We start from the raw sequence: 18,279 nt of genomic DNA on the forward strand, positions 1-18,279 counted from the left end.
CGACGTCTGGAACGTCCATGCCGTTGTACTTCGATTTCCAAAGCCGAATCGTGTTCGCGTGGATGCCGTGTTGGCGAGCTAGCTCGCCAACCGAAGCTCCGGCGTCGTACTCACCAACGATGGCGACGATCTGCGCTTCCGTGAAGCGACTCTTGCGCATGCGTGGATCTCCTTACGTGCCCGTTTGGGCGGAAATCCACAGTAATCCCTGGCTCCCGATTCAGGGCCTATCCCATTGGCTTCCCTCGAAAAGTGGGAGATATCGAACGATCACTTTAATCGCGCATGCGAGCCGTACGGTTGAGTTTGAACCAAAACGCGCAGGTCCGCACAGCGTCGACATTTTCACCCAATGGACAACTGGCGAAGCAGATTGGCTTCAACGTAGTTTGATCGAAGGTTTCATATGTGGTTTTCGCCGGTGGGACAGGCTTGTGCCGCGCCACGAAGTGAAGCTTACAATTAGTCGGTATTCTTGATCCCTGGAAAAGCCTTTTTCGCGGTTAAGCAGAGAAATTTTGACGTACTTACGGCGAAGGGTCGATCTTCGAGCGCATACGCCGTGGAAAGGTCTACTTCGTCGCCACGATATCGTTGACGGAAAATGGACGCCGGCGACGCGAAATCTGGTGCGCCGACGAGACGGCCGCTCGTGAAGCGCTAAAAAGTCCCAAGGACGCGCGCGTGAAGGGCCGCAGGCCTTCGGCGAACGTCAGACCGTCGGGGAACGGCTGGAGCCTGGCTCGATCAACGCAAACCGAATCCAGCTCCATCGATCGGTATCCATTACGAGCGCGTTTTTCGACTGCATATCAAACCGTACGTCGGGCGCCTCAAGCTCGACGCCGTACGCCCGATCGATCTCTCCAACTTCTACGCGGAGCTTCGGCAGCGTTTCACCCTGCCAGCCACGGTGAAGCGCGTGCATATCATCCTGCACAAGGCGTTCTCAGATGCCGTGCGCGCCGAACTCGTCGATCGCAATCCGTAAACCGTGGACGAGCCCAAGCCGTTCATCGATGCCGATGCAATCGACCAGCTCGAGGCGCTCTGGATCGTTGCACTATTGTCGCAGGCCCGGGAAGCCGAGCTGCTCGCATTGCTCTAGACCGACGTCTACTTCGAGACGAATACGATCTACGTTCGTCGGGGGCTGCAAGACGTGACGTACAGCGAGCGCCGTGTGGCGCAGCCGGAGACGCCGAGTTACGCCGACGGATCTAACTGCCGGCGATGGCGATAGCGGCGCAGCGGCGCCAACGTAAGCGCGCAATGGAGACGCTGGTATTCCCAGGCACTCGCGGCGGCCATCTCAGGCGCCACAACCTCTCACGCCGACATATCTATCCGCTGATGGTCGGCGCCGGCCTTCGGCGCATTGCGTTGCATGCGCTCCGGCACCGCGGCGCCACGCTTCTCGCCGATCACGACGACGCGAACTTATACGTTCATCGATCAAGGTCGATGGGCACGGACGGTCGTCTTCGAGCAGCTGGAACAGCTTTTTTCGGCGTCCGAAAAGGCAGAAGTCTGGAAGACGGGTGGGACGGCTGAAAAACCGGGCTCCAACACAGAAACGAAAAAGCGCCTAAAACGCCTTATCCGATATAAGGGTTCTAGACGCTTAGCATTTGGTGCCAAGGGCCGGAATCGAACCGGCGACACCGCACTTTTCAGGCGCGTGCTCTACCGACTGAGCTACCTTGGCGGAATGGCGACGCTGATGGGGCTCGAACCCACGACCTCCGCCGTGACAGGGCGGCGCTCTAACCAACTGAGCTACAGCGCCAAGCGCCGGTGGGCGTGTTTGGCACTCGTCCGAGTCGTCACCTGCGGACGTCAATGCCGGATGGTGGGCACGGTTGGGATTGAACCAACGACCCCCCGCGTGTGAAGCGGATGCTCTCCCACTGAGCTACGCGCCCTCTCCGGCGAGGCCGAGTTTTAGACCACCGCGACGCGTTACCCTACCGAGCCTTCGCTTCGGCGCGGACTTCAAGGGTGCGCGGCGAAGCTGCGCTCGATGCTCGACGGATTTCCGCTCGTTTCGCGCTTCAGCATACCGTTTGCCGACATCGATATGATGCAGCACGCGAATAACGTCGCCTATATTCGCTGGGCGGAGATGATGCGCTCCGAATACTTCGCGCAGGTGATGAACGTACCGATCAACGGCCGTCACGGGATCATCCAAGCCACCATCGACTTTACGTACGAACGCCAACTGCACTATCGCGAAAAGATTGCGGTCGGTTGCCGCATCGGTCGCATCGGAACGAAATCGTGGGATTTCGAGTACGAGATTTGGAGCGAAAGCCACCAGCATCGTGCCGCTCGCGGAATCACGACCGTCGTCGCCTATGACTTCGGCGAACAGCAATCGATCGCGATCCCGCAGCATTGGCGCGATGCGATCGCGACCTATCAGGCCGGACCGCAACGCGAGTTCGTCTAGGTTATGCCGGGTCGCCGTCGCGCAGTGTGCGCGCCAGCGAAGCCAATGCTTCGCTCATCGCTTGAGCGCCGTTGGCGATTCGTCCACGGACGCCGGGACTTCGGCCACCCTCCGCAAGGCGCAACGAGCGACTGCGGTGAGCGGTTTCGATGGCGTCTTCGCGGCGAATCCGGGCTTCGGTTTGATACCAGAAATCCATCATCTGCCTTTCGTTGACGGTTTGAGAAATGAAAAGGCCTCCGGTCGTATCGCGGAGGCCTTCGAACATCAGAGGAACCGGCGATTGCGCTATGCCGGCCCGCAGTCCGAAGGTCTAAAGCGATTCGACCCGCCGCTCAAAAGCGGCGCGATCGTACCGAGACTGATTACAAGCTTCATCGTGCCTCCTTTTCTTGACGAGTTGATGGCGCGTACGAGCGCGCTCAGCGACTTTAGCACACCCGATAAAGGTCTGTCAAACCGCGTGCGTTGACGTTGCGAGGACGCACGCGCTATACTTCCGAAGTTCTCGAGTCCCAGAACCGCGGGCGGTTAGCTCAGTGGGAGAGCACTTCCCTGACACGGAAGGGGTCATTGGTTCAATCCCAATACCGCCCACCATTTGAAAAGCCTCGACGTTACCGTCAAGGCTTTTTTAAATTCGGATAACGGAGCGCGGCGCTAGAACGTCCACACGCCGTGCGGCTTTGAAATCAAGGTCTTGGAACCGGCGAGCGCAGTCTTCGGAGCGGCATTACCGGATGCGCTCGCGGCGTAACTGGTGATGGTGCTCGACAACGCATTCCCCGTGAATATCGTTCCGCCCGTTCCGAGCGCTACGCCGGACGGGCCGTCCAACTTCGTTTTGGTTCCGCCGATCGTACGCAGCGGTTTGGCATCGTTATTGGCCGTAGACTTGAATTCGAGGAGGCTGTCGCTGCCGTAGCTTGCGACGTAGATGTTTCCGCTCGTGTCGAATGTCACGCCGCCCGGCTGATCCAGCGTGGTCGCGGGACCGCTGATCATGGCAATCGGTGCAGCGTTGTTCTTCGCGCCGGCGGCGTAAACGGTGAGGGCATTGGATTCGACGTTTCCGACGACGAGTTGATCGGAAGTGTTTAGCGCTAATCCCGACGGCTCCAACAACTCGGTCAACCCTCCGCTCAACGTTCGCGATGGTTTCACGTTTCCGGTTGCGCCGGCAGCAAAAACTCCGATCGAATTCGTGTTGGAATTTGCGACGTAGATATCCCCTTTCGAGTCGACCCCGACGCCGACTGGGTTGCTCAGCATCGTTTTGTGTCCGAAAATGTTTTGTATGGGCTTTTGATTTCCGCTTGCGCCCGCAGCATACACTTCAATCGAGTTGTTTCCGAAAGAGGTCACATAGATTTTTCCAGCAGAATCGGTGTAGACGGCGGTAGGCTCGTTCAACTGTGTTGCGGATCCGACGATCGTTGCGGAAGGTGCTACGTTGCCGTTTGCCGTTTGAGCGAACGACAGGACCGAGTTGTTATCCGTATCCGCGATGAGTAGCGTACCGGTTTTGGCCGCGGGTGCCGGCGCCGAGCGGTCAGGCACGCTCAGAACGGCCGAGGCCGCCCCGTTCGAACTGCAGCCGGAAGCGAACGCCACGAGAAGAACGGCGGTGGAGGCGACGGGCGCTAAGCGCATGGCAAAGCCTTTCCTTGCGAAGAGGAACACCCAATGCGGACGCTTCGTCCCACCAGGGGCGGCCCCTTCCGGGAAACGCTCCGGCGAGGGCCGTTATGTTTTCAGATAACGAGCGAACCAGTCCGAGAGCAGATGCATGCGCTCGACGCGATGGATCGGCGATCCGGTTCGAGAGAGATCGTGTGTCTCGTTCGGAACGTCGACGTACGTTATCGTACGACCGAGAATCTTCATCGCCGTGAAGAACTGCAGGGTTTGATCGATCGGCGTGCGCGTGTCGTTATCGGAGTGCAGGATCAACAACGGCGTCTGAGCGTTCGCGACGTACGTTAACGGCGAGAATTTGGCATAGCTCGTGCTGGCCGGATCCCATGCGGGCCCCATCGAGTACTGGCCACCGGCCAGGCCGCCTTTGCCGGCGAAATCGGCGCCGAGGTTTTCGCTTTGCAAGAAGCTTACAACGCGCTCGGCGGCTGCGGCTTTATAACGATTCGTATGCGTGATCACCCATAGCGTCGCGTAGCCGCCGTACGAACCTCCGGTGACACCGAGCCGGTTCGGATCGACCTCAGGCCGTTTCACGGCCGCATCCATGACCGACTGCGTGTCTTGGAACATTGCGTCGCCATAGTCGCTTTCTAGCGCCTCGGTAAAGGCGTAGCCGTGACCGGTGCTGCCCGCCGGATCGCAAAACACGATGTTGTACCCGAGCCCCGCATAGTACTGAAACTCGAGGAAAAACGTGTCACCGAATTGCGTCTCGGGACCGCCGTGGATGTTCAGTAATGTCGGGTGCGGACCGCTCCCGCCGATCGCCGGCATAAACCACGCCTGCACCGTGCGGCCGGACGTGCTCTGCACGGAAAACTCTTGCGGGGTCGCGAGCGTGGCGTGTGCCAGCCACGCAGCGTTGACGTTCGTCACCTGCCGCGGCGTGCCGCCGCTCATACTCGAAATCCACACGTCGGCGGGATGCGTGAAATCGCTGTATAGGTACGCGACGGTCTTGCCGTCGAGCGTGGTGCTGCACGACCACGCTTCGCCGCGCGGCGGCGTTACGTTGCTGAACGTTCCGGTCTTGGTGTCGAGCGTGCGGATATTGGAGTAGCCGGGTCCGTCCACGTTCAGTACAAAGTTGCCGTCGGGAAGCGGCGCGCCGCACAAGCCTCCGCCTTCTTTCATATCAGCCAGAAGGCTATCGCCCCAACCGGTCGTGTTCTTTGCAACCGCCACGCGTTGGTTGCCGCTGGAATCGGAGATCACGAGCTCGGCCTGCTCGGCGTTGTCCTGAACGCCGCCGCGCAGCCATGCTAGTTGGCCGGTACTCAGATAGCTTAGCCCGTTGTTGGACTCTTGCGACGAAGCGATCTTTTGCGGCGTGCCGCCGGCGGATGAAACAATGTAGACATCTCCGGCGCCGCCGTCGACCGACTCGCGCTGCAGCGAGTTGAACGCGATCGTGCGATCGTCGGGCGACCACCCGACGATGCCTTCGCCCCAGCGTCCGGTTGTCAACTGCTTCGGATTGGAACCGTCGGCGTTGACGATCCAAATGTGCGGATGATCGCGATAGACGAATCCTGCTCCATTGCCTTCGAAGAACAGCTGATCGATCTGCTGGATATCGCTCTTCTTCTCGTCCGCGGTCGGCGTGAAGCCCGCTTTAGCAAAGTCGACATGCGCGTTGGGCGCCTCGTCCTGATCGTTAACCGACAGCGCGATCCGCCGGCCATCGTGCGACACCGTAGGACCCGATACGCCCTTGGCGATGTTGGTCAAACGGACAATTTTCTTGGTCGCCAGCGTATACCGGTAGAGCTGCGGCTTTTGCTTGGGCATGGTACGCACGAAGACGAACGTCGCGCCATCCGGCATCCACGCAAAATCGCCGTCGCCGGTACGCCCAGTAACGCTGGCCATCGTGCGGCCGGTCGCAACGTTCACCAAATCGATGGTGCGGTCGTAACGATTCTTCGGACCGTTGGAACGCGACGTTTGCGTCAATACGTAGGCGCCGTCGGGCGACAGCGCCGCCGAATCGATAAGCGTCAGGTGAAACAGATCTTCCGGAATGACCGGAGCGGCCGACGCGGGACCCGCGAGGGCCACCGAAAAGAGCAAGCCGGCTACAGCAACGAGCGGATACTTCATACGGCCAGCGTTCAATCGACGCTTCGTTGCGCCCCTTCCACGGTTTGCCGGGCGCGCCTCAAAAACTCATCAAAGAAAAAAGCCGCGCGATCTTTCGATCGCACGGCCTTTCCGTTCGAGGTTGGTGAGGACTACTTGCCGACGGGCTTGGCGGCCGGGGCCGTCATCGTGTTGCCGTTGGCAACCGTGTTCGTGGCCTGGCTGAAGCTGCTCTCGGCCTGCTTCTGCACATCGACGAACATCTGGGCGACCTTCAGCGTGTAGGCCTTGCGGAGCTCGAGCATCTGCGATGCGAAGCCGAACGACATCTCGACGAACTGGAACGGGGTCGGAACGTTCTCAAAGGTCGGGATCGTGCCGGGCTTAACGGCGAACTCGGTGCTCAGGGCGCGAAACTTGGTCATCGTCTCGATGTTCGCGTCTTGGCTCTGTTTGAGCGCCTCGAGGCCCTCTTGCTGAAACTTGGTGAAGTAGTCGGTAACGTTGATGGTCATTGTGTATCCCCTTCTCTTATCCCACTAATGCTTGGTTTGCGTCTCTCTGTGCTAAGTCTACCAAGCGATGAGCGAGGTTGTCAAGGACCTATGCCGAGAAAACTTCGGTAAATTCTGATGATCGTATCCTTCTGATCGACAGTCAGACGGGGATCGAGGCGGATCGCGGCTTCGACGTCGCGGGCGTCGCCCTCAGCGGGCGGGGTATCGTCGAGCAGCCCAGCCTGAACGTACATCGTCTCGGCCGAGAGGTGGAGAGCCCCGGCGATCTGCTTGAGGACGTCGGCCGACGGCTTGTACAATCCACGTTCGACCTGGCTGAGATAGGGGTTCGAAATCTTCGCGATTTCAGCCAACTGCCGCATGGACAGGTTGGCCAGCTCGCGCTGGGCACGAATGAACGTTCCCAGCCCGTTCCACCCTGGTGCCTGCTCGTTCGCCGGGCCGCCGGTCTCCGATTTGGGGCGTTCCGACTCGTCGCTCACGATGTTGCCGCCTTCGCGACGCCAAACGGTTCTCCGATTTCGTTACGGACGTATTTGCCAGGCGCAGCTTCGCCGGTAGGCAGCGCATAGGGAGCGACCTCCGGTCCGGCCCTCTCGCCCGACCAAACCGCCCAATCTTCCCACCAGCTGCCGGCGTGACGATCGGCGGTCGCCAGCCACTCATCGGCCGACTCGCCGCGGACGGCTTGCGGCTTCACGTAGTACATGCTCTTCTTGCCGCCGGGCGGGTTGACGATGCCGGCGATGTGACCGGCATTGGTCAACACATACTTCGACGGTCCGCCGACGTGCTGCGTCGTCAGATAGGTCGCGTGCCACGGAGCGATATGGTCGTTCTCCGCACCCAGCACGTACAACGGCGTTTCGATCTTCCCGAGGTCGATCGGCGTGCCGTCGATTGTGAACGCGCCGGGACGAACGATCGCGTTATGCAGATAGCACGAACGCAAATACTGCGAATGCATCTCGACCGGCATGCGCGTCGAATCGCCGTTCCACGCCAAAATGTCGAACGCTGGAGGCCGCTTGCCCTTGTACCAGCTGTTGATGACGTAGCTCCAGATAAGATCTTGCGATCGCATCCAATCGAACGTCTTGGCCATCTCGGCCGAATCGAGATATCCGCGCTTGCGCATGCGCTGCTCGAGTCGATCGATGGTCGCCTCATCAGTAAATATCCCCAGATCTCCCGGGATGCTGAAATCGATGAGCGTGTTGGTGACGGTCGCACTCTTGACGCGGTCGCCCTGGCCTTTCGCGGCCAAATACGCTAAACCGATGAGCGCTAGCGTGCCCCCCAAGCAGAGCGCACTCACATTGACCTGCTTGCTGCCGGTGATTTCTTGCACCGCATCGATCGCAGCGAGAAATCCCAAGCGCAAATAGTCGTCCATCTTGTAATGAGACATCGACGCATCGGGATTGCGATAGCTGATCGCAAACACCTGATGGCCGTGGCGCACGGCCCACTCGACGAACGACCGCCCCGGCGAAAGGTCCATGATGTAGTACTTATTGATCCACGGCGGGCTGAACAGCATGGGAACCGCGTGAACGTTCGGCGTCTGCGGCTCGTACGCGATCAATTCGATGAGATCGTTGCGCATCACGACGCGACCCGGAGTAGCGGCGATATTCTTACCGACTTCAAAGCCGGCGGCGTCGACTTGGCGTGGATAACCGCCGTTATCTCGCAAGTCGTCCATAAAGTTTTGCATGCCTTGCAACAGGCTCGCGCCGTTCGTATCCACGGCTTCTTTGATAACGCCCGGATTCAACCACGGAACGTTGCTCGGCGACGCAGCGTCCAGCATGAGCTGCATCGCGAATCGCGCCTTGCGACGCGTCGCTTCGGAAACTCGAGCGCCATCGATCAGCGCCATCGCCGCTTGCGAACGGATACGAAACTCTTCGACCACGCCGGCTAACATCGGATTGGAACGCCATTCCGCGTCGGAAAAGCGCTTGTCGGCGGGGTCGAGAACGACCGGCATGATCGGTTCCTGACCGCTGAAGCGACGCAGCATGTTCAAGCCGACGTTTTGCTCGGCTAAGGCAAATCCCGAAAGCCATGCGCTCAGGCGCATCGGATCGGAAAGCGCGTCGTTCATGACGTCGCGCAGCGCATCGCCCATCGACGCCGGGTCCACCCCGGTCATTTCGATTCCGTAACCTAGATCGTCGGCCGCAATCATCACATGTACCATCCGCCATTGACGTTATACACCGCGCCGGTAATGTACGCGGCTTTGTCATCGACCAGGAACCGTACGACGTGGGCAACCTCGTCGGGTTGTCCTAAGCGACGCTTGGGCGTTTGCGAGATCGCCATCTCGATCGCTTCCGACGGCATCGCCTTGGTCATCTCGGTTTCGATGAAGCCGGGCGCTACGGCATTCACCGTGATTTGACTCTTCGCAACTTCGAGCGCGACGGTTTTCGTGAGGCCGATCAAGCCGGCTTTCGCAGCAGCGTAGTTGGCCTGTCCAAAGTTTCCACTCTCGCCGACGACCGAACTGATGTTAACGATCCGGCCGAACTTTTGTGCGATCATCGGTTCGAGAACGGCTTTCGTCATGAAAAACGGCCCGGACAGATTGACCTGCAGAACCGTTTGCCATTCGTCTTCGGTCATCTTGCGCACGGTGTGATCGCGCGTGATGCCGGCGTTGTTGATCAGGTAGTCGATCCGGCCGTGCTGTGCGAGAATCCGCTCGATGGACTCGCGACAGGATGCGGGAACGCCGACATCTCCTTCGTAAAAATGAACTCGCGATGCGCTCCCGTTCAGGTGACTGCGCAAGGTGTCGGTCCGCTCGCGGTCGATCGGTAGACCAAGGACGGCGACCGTTGCGCCGTCAGACGCTAGGAGGCGGCTAATCGCTCCGCCGATGCCGCGAGAACCGCCCGTTACGACGGCGACGCGATGTTCGAGTGGTAAACTGCTCACGCGCTAGATTTACAAAGCGCGACTTCAATTTACCTTTAGTCGCCTACATATCCAGGCCGCCGTTGACGGCGAAGACGGCTCCAGTGATGTAGCTCGCGTCGTCCTCAAGCAAGAACTGAACGACCCGCGCGACTTCTTCGGGCTTGCCGAGACGGCGTTGCGGAATTTTCTCGATCACTTTTTCGAGCGCGGCTTCCGGAATCGCCTGAACCATCTCGGTAGCAATGAAACCGGGCGCGACGCAGTTGACGGTGATCCCTTTCGGAGCCATCTCGAGCGCAAGGCTTTTCGTGAATCCAAAAAGACCGGCTTTCGAGGCCGCATAATTGGCTTGGCCGATGTTTCCGGTTTCACCGATGACCGAGCTAATCATGACGATGCGCCCGGAACCGCGCGCAATCATGTGCTCGAGCACCGCCTTGGTCATATTGAATCCGCCCGACAGGTTAACGTCGAGCACTTGGTGCCAATCCTCGACGGTCATCTTCCGAACCGTTTTATCGATCGTGATGCCGGCATTATTGACGAGATAGTCGACGCGGCCGAACGTCTGCATGACTTCTTCGAACACGCGGTTACAGTCGGCTGCGTCGTCGACGCGCCCCTGATGAATCGAAATCTTTGCGCCATCGGCGGTCATCTCGTCTTTGAAACGACGAGCGCTCTCTTCGCCCCGGCTATATCCCGCTGCAACCGCCGCGCCATTGCGAGCGAGGTATTTGGTGATGGCGCCTCCGATACCGCGCGTTCCGCCCGTAACGAGTGCGACCCGGCCATCTAAAACCATGTGCATACCTCCGAGGCGCGTCGTTCGCCGCGGAACGGCGGTTCCCGTTCGACGCGATTAGCCGAATCGACCGGTGATGTAGTCTTCGGTGCGGCGGTCTACCGGCTTGGTAAAGATCCGGGATGTCTCGCCCATTTCGATCAGCCGTCCGATGCCGGTTTCGTCCGCCAGCATGAAGGCCGAATATTTCGAGACGCGAGCGGCTTGTTGCATGTTGTGCGTGACGACCACAATCGCGTACCGATCGGTCAGCGACGTCATCAGTTCTTCGATGCTCAGCGTTGAAATTGGATCGAGCGAGGATGTCGGCTCGTCCATCAGCAGCACCTCGGGTTCGACTGCCAGCGCTCGCGCGATGCACAATCGCTGCTGCTGGCCGCCCGAAAGCGTCGTCGCGGGCTTGTGCAGCTTGTCGCGCACCTCGTCCCACAACGCGGCGCCACGCAAGGCGTGCTCGGCGGCGTTCATGCGCTCGGCAGCCGACAGGGAACGGCTCAATCCGGCCGTGACGTTTCCTAAAATGGAGAGCGTCGGGAATGGATTGGCGCGTTGAAACACCATGCCGACGCGACGCCGCAGTTCGACGACGCTGATGTCCGAATCGTAGACGTCCCGGTCGCCCAACATCACTTTACCGTGCGCGTACGCTCCGGGGGCGATCTCGTGAATTCGGTTGAGACAGCGCAGTAGCGTGGTTTTTCCGCAGCCCGACGGCCCCATCAACGCGGTGACGGCGTTAGCCGCGAACGCCATGGTGACTCCGGCGACCGCTTCGCGCGAGCCGTAGAACGCGTTAAGGTCCTCGACGCGCATCGGCGGTGGCGCGGTGGCGTTCATCGCTCCGTCCTCGGAGTGAGCACGAGCCGGGCCAAGACGTTGAGGATAAACACTGCCGCGATCAAAAGCAGCGCTCCGGCCCACGCCTGGGCATGCCAGCTTTCGTACGGCGAAATAGCATAGGTAAAGACCTGTAACGGCAACTGCGCCATCGGCTGCGCCGGATTCAGCTCCCAGAACTGGCTGCCGAAGGCGGTAAACAGCAGCGGCGCCGTTTCGCCGGTAACGCGCGCGATCGCTAATAGTAATCCGGTCGTGATCGCTGGGCGAGCGGCCGGAACGACGATTCGCATCGTCGTCGCGAACTCGGAAAGTCCGAGTGCGAGCGCGCCTTCTCGAATCGACCGTGGCACGCTTCGAATGGCTTCTTCCGACGTTCGCAGGATAATCGGCAGCATCAGTATTGCGAACGCAACCGATGCGGACAATGCCGAAAAATGCCGGAACGGTGCGACCAATAGCGTGTACGCAAACAACCCGATGGCGATGCTCGGAATACCGGATAACACGTCCGAAAGAAAACGCACCGCTTCGGGAAGCCATCCACGGCCGAACAACGCTAAAAAGAGCGCGCAGAGCAAACCGATCGGCAACGCCAACAGCGTCGCGATGGCGACCGTGATCAGCGTGCCCACGATACCGTTGGCAACGCCGCCGCCGGGTTCGCCCACAGGCACCGGCAGTTGCGTGAGAAACGCCGGATTGATCGCTCGCGCTCCCGCAATCGCGACGTATCCGAGGATGAGAATTAAAATCGCAGCGCCGATCAACGCACAGAGCGCGGTGACGGTGCCGCCGATCCAACTGGCGGTATGGCGGGATGCGAGCGACCGGTTCACGAGCGCGTCCTCAAAACCACCCAGAGCAAGAGCCGGGCGATCGCGTTGACGACAAAGCTTACGATAAACAATATAAGACCGAGTTCGATCAAGGCGCTGATGTACACATTGCCGTTGGCTTCGGTGAATTCGTTGGCGATGACGCTCGCAAGCGTGTACGACGGCGCGAACAGCGACGCGGCGATTTGCGGACGATTACCGATAACCATCGTCGTCGCAATCGTTTCACCTAACGCGCGTCCGAGCGCGAGCACGATAGCGCCGAAAATCCCGGCGCGTGAAGCGGGCAACACGACGCGCGCAACGGTTTCCCATTTGGTCGCACCGAGCGACATCGACGCCTCGCGCAAATCGCCGCCGACCGCCACGATCACTTCGCGGCTTATCGCCGTGACCGTCGGTAAAATCATGAACGACAAGACCAATCCGGCAGTCAGCATACCGACGCCGCTGATCGGACCTTGGAAGATCGGCAAGAAGCCGAGATATTTTTGCAGCGCCGGACCGATAACCGTACGGACCAACGGCGCGAGTACGAACAGGCCCCACAAACCGAAGACCACGCTGGGAACCGCCGCCAGCAATTCGATAACGAAACCCAGTGGACGAGCCAACCATCGCGGCGCGAACTCGGCAAGAAACGTCGCAGCCAGAATACCGACCACGCCCGCGAGCACGATTGCAACCAGCGAGCTGACGAGGGTTCCGTAAATCAGCGGCAGCGCGCCGAACTGCTGCGTCACCGGATTCCATTGGGACGTCCAGAGAAACTTGAAGCCGAACTTGTGCAGGGACGGCCACGAACCCGCAACGAGTTCGATAAACAGCAACGCGACCACTAGGACGAACAGTCCCACGGCCGCGTTGACGACGAAAAGAAAGACTCGGTCTCCCGCAGCCGCGGTACGGTTGCGGCGGGGCGCGTCGCCCCGCGGCCGCGAAACGGACATCTCTAATTACGCGATGTTAGACATGCATCGAGGAAAGGGTCTTGCGCGCAGCGCTACCGACCGCGGGCGGTAGCGGGACGTAGTCCAAACCGCCTGCGATGCGTTGGGCGCCGGCCCCAACGAGCCATTCAAGAATTTGCTGCAACACTTTTCCTTTGGCTTTGTCTTGCGGGTTCTGGTACACGACCGCCCAACTGAAACCGGCGATCGGGTAACACGCCGCGCACTTGGCGTTGACAATCGAGAAATTTTCCGGGCTTACGTCGGGGCGGGTCTCCGCCGCGGCGTGCACCGCCGAAGGACTGTAAGTGACGAACTTGCCGGCCGCATTCTGCAGGACCGCTTGCGACATTTTGTTTTGCAACGCGTACGCGGCCTCGACATAACCGATGGCACCCGGATTGTTGGTGACTTGACCGGCCAAACCTTCGCTGCCCTTGCCGCCGATCGCGCTCTGTGCCGGCCACGTAACGCTCTTACCGGTTCCGACCTTCGACTTCCAATCGGACGAAACCACGCTCAGATAATCGGTGAAAATATACGTCGTTCCCGAACCATCGGAACGATGCACCACGACGACGGGCGTGCTCGGAAGCTTCTTGCCCGGATTGAGCTTGGCGATTCGCGGATCGTTCCAGTTCGCAATCGTACCGAGGAAGAGAGCCGACAGTACCGAGGGCGACAAGCGCACCCCATCAACGCCGGGAAGATTGTAGACCACCGAAACGCCGCCAAGCGCGACCGGCACTTGCAGGACGGCTCCGCCGCCGGCTGAGGCCGCTTTGACTTCGCCGGCATTCATCGGCACGTCGGTCGCTCCGAAGTCGACCGTGCGCTGCGTGAACTGCTGAATGCCGCCGCCGCTGCCGATCGATTGATAGTTGACTTGGACGTCCGAGTGGGTCTTGCCGTACTCAAAGAACGCCTTGGAAAAGAACGGATAGTCAAAGGTCGACCCGGCCCCGGTCAGCTGCGTCGCCGCCATCGCGGGAGCTACCGTCATAAAAAGCGCCGCTCCAAGCAGCGCCAAACTTTTTCGCATCTATGCTCCTCCGCACGAAGTGCAATCCAAAACTCCCCCCATTCTGTCGGCCCAAGAATAAGATTAGATTAAGACTACGTAGCGGAGGCGTTAAGGTATGGTTGGTGCGGACGGGGCCGCCGGGCGGCTCGCGGTAGGCCTGACGGGCGGCCACTGCCGAAAGCGGCGTGCGATGCCTTCCGATCTCAGACCTTCGCTCCCCGAACTGCGCCACACGGCCGCGCACGTGCTGGCGTACGCCGTCATGGACCTATTTCCGGACGCAAAGCCGACGATCGGCCCTTCGATCGAAAGCGGCTTCTACTACGATTTCGACAAGCCCGGCGGGTTCACGCCCGACGACTTGATTCGGCTCGAAGCCCGTATGCACGAGATCGTGGCTGCCGACTACCCGATGACCGGCCGGGCAGTGACCCGGGATGAAGCGCTCAGCTACTTCAAGGACAACCCATATAAAGTAGAGCTCGCTAGCGACATCCCGGAGGGCGAGCCGATCACGCTGTATACCATCGGTGAATTTACCGACCTCTGCCGGGGTGGACACGCCGATTCGACGGGGGCAATTGGAGCGCTCAAACTCACCGGCATCGCCGGAGCCTACTGGCGCGGCAACGAGGCCAATCCGATGCTCCAGCGGATCTACGGGACCGCCTGGTATGACCGCGACGAGCTGGCCGCGTATCTGCAGCAAGTCGAAGAAGCGCTCAAGCGCGACCATCGCAAACTCGGTGCCGAACTCGATCTGTATTCGATCGAGGACGACGCCGGCACGGGTTTGGTATTCTGGCATCCAAAGGGCGCGATCGTCCGCGGCTTGATCGAAGAGTTCATCCGCAAAGGTTTGCGCGAGCGCGGATACCAGCCGGTGGTCACGCCACATGTCGTTAGCGAGAAGCTCTACGAAATATCCGGTCATCTCGAAAACTACGCGACCAACATGTTCGGTCCGCTCGAGGTCGAGGAACAACGTTTCCGTCTCAAACCAATGAACTGCCCGGGTCACATTTTGATCTATCGGAGCCGTCCCCACAGTTACCGAGAACTTCCGATTCGCTACAGCGAATTCGGCACCGTCTACCGGTACGAACGTTCGGGCGTCGTGCACGGTTTAACGCGCGTGCGCGGTTTTACCCAAGACGACGCACATTTGTTCTGCACGCCGGAACAGTTGCAGGGCGAGTTCGAACGCACGCTCGACGAGGCAATGCGCTTGATGAAAGCGTTCGAGTTTCGCGACGTCGAGTACGTATTGTCGCGCCGAGAAACAGCCGAACGCGGCGACACGGATGCGATTGCCGAAGCGGCCATCCGCAACGCGCTCGAACGGTACGATCTACCGTACGAGGTCGACGAAACCGGCGGAGCGTTTTACGGACCAAAACTCGATATCAACGTGCGCGATGCGATCGGCCGAAAATGGCAACTCGGAACCGTGCAAGTCGATTTCGTGCTGCCGCACCGCTTCGACCTAAAATATCGTGCGTCGGACGGCCACGATCGTACGCCGGTTATGATCCATCGCGCGCTTGCGGGCTCGCTCGAACGGTTCTTCGGAATTCTAGTCGAGCACTACGGCGGAGCGTTTCCCGCCTGGCTCGCACCGGTGCAAGTCGCGATTTTGCCGATCGCCGAGCGCCACCTTGCATACGCGCGGGAGTGCGGCGCCGTCCTCGACGCGGCCGGGTTCCGCGTGGAAGTCGATGAGAGCAACGAAAAGCTCGGCTATAAAATACGACATTGGAAAACGTTAAAAATACCGTATGTTTTGGTCGTCGGCGATCAAGAGTCGCAGGACGCCACGGTCAACGTCAACGAACGCGGTATAGAAGCGAAACGTACGCTTTCGCTCGCTGCATTTTCTGACGAACTGCGCGCCGCGGTCGACAGTAAGAAGGGTCTTCGATGAGACTAGACGTTCGCGTGGCGTTCGCCGCCATCGCTCTAGGTTTGGCGGCGTGCCAAGGCGGTGGTTTGGATAGCGGCGGGATGGGGGGCGGCGGCATGATGGGACCGCCCGTTCAGCAGCCCGGTCCGATCGGCACCGGCGGCATCGCTGGCCCCCAGATGAACAGCAACGGTCAAGTCGAGTTGACGCAGCCGGGCGCGACGCTCTCGCCCAACGAGGTCCAATTTGCCGTTGGAACGGCGCCCAACGGTATCAAATGTCCGAGCATGCTCCACCAGCCGCAGCAGTTTCAGCAGTTCTCGTGCACGGTCGCCTTCAATATTCCGCCGCCGACGCCTGGCCCGTCGCCGGGCGCCAGCAGCAAGCCGACCCCGACTCCGACGCCGACGCCCACTCCGACCGCCACGCCCTCATCGGATGCCGACGATTCCGACGATTCCGACTCGACAAGCGCGTCCCCGACACCGCCTGGGACGATCACGATGTTGATGGAGCCGCTCCCGAAAGACATGCCGGCGATGAACAATCCCGACCCGCGCGCCATGCGCATCACGCCGATGGTTGCGCTACGTCTGCAGAGCGATACGAACTTCGCGCTCAATGGTTACGCATCGATTAGCTACACCATGCCGCAGCAACAAGTCATCGGACGCTCGTTTGCCATTCAGCTCTACAGCGAGTCGTCGCTTAACGGCCAGCGGACCGATCAAATCCTCGCCACCTATACGAAGTCGACGGTTTCGAACAACAACACTGTGCAGTTCCAGTTCCCGATGCCCAAGGTCACCGTTCCGCGCGGACAGGTATGGCTACTGGCGCTGTACGGGATGCAGTTCCCGCCGGGTATGACGCCGAGTCCGTCACCCAGCCCGTCGTCTTCGGCGTCGCCGTCCGCCTCCGGCTCGTCGTCTCCGACACCGTCGCCGGGCGCATCTCCGTAACAGCGTGCTGACGGCCTGGCGCGAGCTCGGCCGTAACGGCCGGCGGACGTTCACGGCCAGCTTCCTCGGTTGGTCGCTGGATGCGTTCGATTTCTTTCTCTTGACCTTCGTCATTTCGCGCGTAGCGACCGATTTCAATCACGCGGTCAAAGAGGTCGCATTTTCGGTCACATTGACGCTGTTCTGCCGCCCCGTCGGAGCATTGCTGTTCGGCTGGCTCGCCGACCGTTTCGGGCGCCGCACGCCACTGATGATCGACGTCGGCTGCTACTCCGTGCTGCAACTGCTGACGGCATTCTCGCCCAACTTCACGGTCTTCTTAGTGCTTCGCGCGTTGTACGGCATCGCGATGGGCGGCGAATGGGGCGTTGGCGCAGCGATTGCGATGGAAGCCGTCCCGGCCAAGCGGCGCGGTCTCTTCAGCGGCATTTTGCAAGAAGGCTACGCGGCCGGCTATCTTTTCGCCGCACTAGCCTATTTTGTCGTGTTCCATTTCGCGGCGACTGCCGGGTTACAGGCCATCGACTGGCGGATTCTTTTTGCGGTCGGATCGCTGCCGGCGTTTCTCGTTCTGTACATTCGAGCCTACGTACCGAACTCGCCGCCTGCGGCGGCGGGCGAAAAAAGCGCCTCAGTCGATGCGTTGCGCGAAATCGTGCGCCACTGGCCGCTCGCGATCTATGCAATCGCGTTCATGACCGCGATGAATTTCATGTCGCACGGTACGCAAGATTCGTACGCGACGTTCTTGCAAAAGCAACACGGCTTCGCGCCGGGGCAGGTATCCGCGCTGTCGATTATCGGCGCGATCGGCGCGATTACGGGCGGCGTCATTTTCGGAGCGCTGTCGCAACGAATCGGGCGGCGCGCGTCGGTCATCGCATGCGCCGCGATCGGGATCGGCGTCGTTCCGTTATGGGTTTTCAGCCATACCGTGGCGTTGCTGGCGTGCGGGGCGTTCGCGATGCAGTTTGCGGTGCAGGGAGCCTGGGGTGTCATTCCCGCGCACCTGAACGAACTTTCGCCGCCCAACGCGCGCGCGACGTTTCCCGGTTTCACCTATCAATTGGGCAATGCATTGAGCGCGGGCACGTTGCAGATCGAAGCTTGGCTCGCCGCCGGATTCCCTCTAGCCGACGGCGGGCCAAATTATGCAAAGGCGATGGCGTTGGTGGCAACGGTGACCTTTGCTGCGGTTATCGTACTGGCGCTCATCGGCTTTATCGTGCGGCCGGAGCGCCGAGATCGTGAGCTCGCCGTCGTCTAAGG

Annotated in this window: 16 protein-coding genes and 4 tRNA genes; 5 read left to right on the forward strand and 15 right to left on the reverse strand. The window is 60.3% G+C overall.

Going from position 1 to position 18,279, the window contains the following annotated elements:
- Nucleotides 1-1,632: 1,632 nt before the first annotated feature.
- The 3 genes from VGF98_01530 to VGF98_01540 form a co-directional block, all read right to left on the reverse strand.
- Nucleotides 1,633-1,708: transfer RNA gene (locus tag VGF98_01530), tRNA-Phe, on the reverse strand.
- 4 nt (nt 1,709-1,712) lie between these two features.
- Nucleotides 1,713-1,789: transfer RNA gene (locus VGF98_01535), tRNA-Asp, on the reverse strand.
- Nucleotides 1,790-1,850: 61 nt separating this feature from the next.
- Nucleotides 1,851-1,925 (reverse strand) — tRNA-Val (locus tag VGF98_01540).
- 98 nt (nt 1,926-2,023) lie between these two features.
- Here VGF98_01540 and VGF98_01545 point away from each other — a divergent pair.
- Nucleotides 2,024-2,455, forward strand: a complete 432-nt coding sequence (locus tag VGF98_01545) for a thioesterase family protein (GenBank protein ID HEY1680307.1) — start codon at nt 2,024-2,026, stop codon at nt 2,453-2,455.
- Between the two features lies 1 nt (nt 2,456).
- Here VGF98_01545 and VGF98_01550 read toward each other — a convergent pair whose 3' ends face one another.
- Complete coding sequence (locus VGF98_01550; protein ID HEY1680308.1) at nt 2,457-2,657, reverse strand: hypothetical protein; 201 nt, start codon at nt 2,655-2,657, stop codon at nt 2,457-2,459.
- 323 nt (nt 2,658-2,980) lie between these two features.
- Here VGF98_01550 and VGF98_01555 point away from each other — a divergent pair.
- Nucleotides 2,981-3,055 (forward strand) — tRNA-Val (locus tag VGF98_01555).
- A gap of 60 nt (nt 3,056-3,115) precedes the next feature.
- Here VGF98_01555 and VGF98_01560 read toward each other — a convergent pair.
- The 11 genes from VGF98_01560 to pstS form a co-directional block, all read right to left on the reverse strand.
- Nucleotides 3,116-4,108, reverse strand: a complete 993-nt coding sequence (locus VGF98_01560) for an NHL repeat-containing protein (GenBank protein HEY1680309.1) — start codon at nt 4,106-4,108, stop codon at nt 3,116-3,118.
- A 93-nt stretch (nt 4,109-4,201) separates the two neighbouring features.
- Nucleotides 4,202-6,259: a S9 family peptidase gene (locus VGF98_01565; GenBank protein HEY1680310.1), complete on the reverse strand. Its 2,058-nt coding sequence runs from the start codon at nt 6,257-6,259 to the stop codon at nt 4,202-4,204.
- A gap of 131 nt (nt 6,260-6,390) precedes the next feature.
- A complete protein-coding gene (locus VGF98_01570) occupies nt 6,391-6,753 on the reverse strand; it encodes a hypothetical protein (GenBank protein HEY1680311.1) in 363 nt (120 codons plus the stop codon).
- Between the two features lie 80 nt (nt 6,754-6,833).
- The gene (locus VGF98_01575) at nt 6,834-7,238 is read right to left on the reverse strand and encodes a helix-turn-helix transcriptional regulator (protein ID HEY1680312.1); all 405 of its coding nucleotides are present in this window, start codon (nt 7,236-7,238) and stop codon (nt 6,834-6,836) included.
- Complete coding sequence (locus VGF98_01580) at nt 7,235-8,953, reverse strand: alpha/beta fold hydrolase (GenBank protein ID HEY1680313.1); 1,719 nt, start codon at nt 8,951-8,953, stop codon at nt 7,235-7,237. Before VGF98_01580 ends, VGF98_01575 begins: the two co-directional genes overlap by 4 nt.
- Nucleotides 8,953-9,708: a beta-ketoacyl-ACP reductase gene (locus VGF98_01585; GenBank protein ID HEY1680314.1), complete on the reverse strand. Its 756-nt coding sequence runs from the start codon at nt 9,706-9,708 to the stop codon at nt 8,953-8,955. Before VGF98_01585 ends, VGF98_01580 begins: the two co-directional genes overlap by 1 nt.
- Before the next feature lie 43 nt (nt 9,709-9,751).
- Nucleotides 9,752-10,495, reverse strand: coding sequence for a 3-oxoacyl-[acyl-carrier-protein] reductase (gene fabG, locus VGF98_01590; protein HEY1680315.1), 744 nt, complete (start codon nt 10,493-10,495; stop codon nt 9,752-9,754).
- Nucleotides 10,496-10,552: 57 nt separating this feature from the next.
- The gene (locus VGF98_01595; protein ID HEY1680316.1) at nt 10,553-11,332 is read right to left on the reverse strand and encodes a phosphate ABC transporter ATP-binding protein; all 780 of its coding nucleotides are present in this window, start codon (nt 11,330-11,332) and stop codon (nt 10,553-10,555) included.
- Entirely contained in the window at nt 11,329-12,171 is an 843-nt protein-coding gene (gene pstA / locus VGF98_01600; GenBank protein ID HEY1680317.1) for a phosphate ABC transporter permease PstA, read from the reverse strand. Before pstA ends, VGF98_01595 begins: the two co-directional genes overlap by 4 nt.
- Nucleotides 12,168-13,121, reverse strand: a complete 954-nt coding sequence (pstC, locus tag VGF98_01605) for a phosphate ABC transporter permease subunit PstC (GenBank protein HEY1680318.1) — start codon at nt 13,119-13,121, stop codon at nt 12,168-12,170. Before pstC ends, pstA begins: the two co-directional genes overlap by 4 nt.
- A gap of 16 nt (nt 13,122-13,137) precedes the next feature.
- Nucleotides 13,138-14,163, reverse strand: a complete 1,026-nt coding sequence (gene pstS / locus VGF98_01610; protein ID HEY1680319.1) for a phosphate ABC transporter substrate-binding protein PstS — start codon at nt 14,161-14,163, stop codon at nt 13,138-13,140.
- A gap of 172 nt (nt 14,164-14,335) precedes the next feature.
- On the opposite strand from pstS, the gene thrS reads away from it, so the two are divergent.
- The 3 genes from thrS to VGF98_01625 are packed head-to-tail and all read left to right on the forward strand — an operon-like array spanning nt 14,336 to nt 18,277.
- Nucleotides 14,336-16,069 carry a threonine--tRNA ligase gene (thrS, locus tag VGF98_01615; GenBank protein ID HEY1680320.1) on the forward strand — a complete coding sequence of 578 codons (1,734 nt, stop codon included), beginning with the start codon at nt 14,336-14,338 and terminating at the stop codon, nt 16,067-16,069.
- Entirely contained in the window at nt 16,066-17,010 is a 945-nt protein-coding gene (locus VGF98_01620) for a hypothetical protein (protein HEY1680321.1), read from the forward strand. Before thrS ends, VGF98_01620 begins: the two co-directional genes overlap by 4 nt.
- Nucleotides 17,011-17,014: 4 nt before the next feature.
- Nucleotides 17,015-18,277 (forward strand): MFS transporter, encoded by a 1,263-nt coding sequence (locus VGF98_01625; GenBank protein HEY1680322.1) that lies wholly within the window; start codon nt 17,015-17,017, stop codon nt 18,275-18,277.
- The last annotated feature ends 2 nt before the right edge of the window (nt 18,278-18,279 follow it).

It is taken from the genome of Candidatus Tumulicola sp. (assembly GCA_036490475.1).
Classification (GTDB): domain Bacteria; phylum Vulcanimicrobiota; class Vulcanimicrobiia; order Vulcanimicrobiales; family Vulcanimicrobiaceae; genus Tumulicola.

What these genes read in the sequence shown, in the direction of transcription:
- VGF98_01545 (HEY1680307.1), top strand. Translation starts at nt 2,024, where the DNA reads ATGCTCGACGGATTTCCGCTCGTTTCGCGCTTCAGCATACCGTTTGCC.
- VGF98_01550 (HEY1680308.1), bottom strand. Translation starts at nt 2,657, where the DNA reads ATGATGGATTTCTGGTATCAAACCGAAGCCCGGATTCGCCGCGAAGAC.
- VGF98_01560 (HEY1680309.1), bottom strand. Translation starts at nt 4,108, where the DNA reads ATGCGCTTAGCGCCCGTCGCCTCCACCGCCGTTCTTCTCGTGGCGTTC.
- VGF98_01565 (HEY1680310.1), bottom strand. Translation starts at nt 6,259, where the DNA reads ATGAAGTATCCGCTCGTTGCTGTAGCCGGCTTGCTCTTTTCGGTGGCC.
- VGF98_01570 (HEY1680311.1), bottom strand. Translation starts at nt 6,753, where the DNA reads ATGACCATCAACGTTACCGACTACTTCACCAAGTTTCAGCAAGAGGGC.
- VGF98_01580 (HEY1680313.1), bottom strand. Translation starts at nt 8,953, where the DNA reads ATGATTGCGGCCGACGATCTAGGTTACGGAATCGAAATGACCGGGGTG.
- fabG (HEY1680315.1), bottom strand. Translation starts at nt 10,495, where the DNA reads ATGGTTTTAGATGGCCGGGTCGCACTCGTTACGGGCGGAACGCGCGGT.
- VGF98_01595 (HEY1680316.1), bottom strand. Translation starts at nt 11,332, where the DNA reads ATGAACGCCACCGCGCCACCGCCGATGCGCGTCGAGGACCTTAACGCG.
- pstC (HEY1680318.1), bottom strand. Translation starts at nt 13,121, where the DNA reads ATGTCCGTTTCGCGGCCGCGGGGCGACGCGCCCCGCCGCAACCGTACC.
- pstS (HEY1680319.1), bottom strand. Translation starts at nt 14,163, where the DNA reads ATGCGAAAAAGTTTGGCGCTGCTTGGAGCGGCGCTTTTTATGACGGTA.
- thrS (HEY1680320.1), top strand. Translation starts at nt 14,336, where the DNA reads ATGCCTTCCGATCTCAGACCTTCGCTCCCCGAACTGCGCCACACGGCC.
- VGF98_01620 (HEY1680321.1), top strand. Translation starts at nt 16,066, where the DNA reads ATGAGACTAGACGTTCGCGTGGCGTTCGCCGCCATCGCTCTAGGTTTG.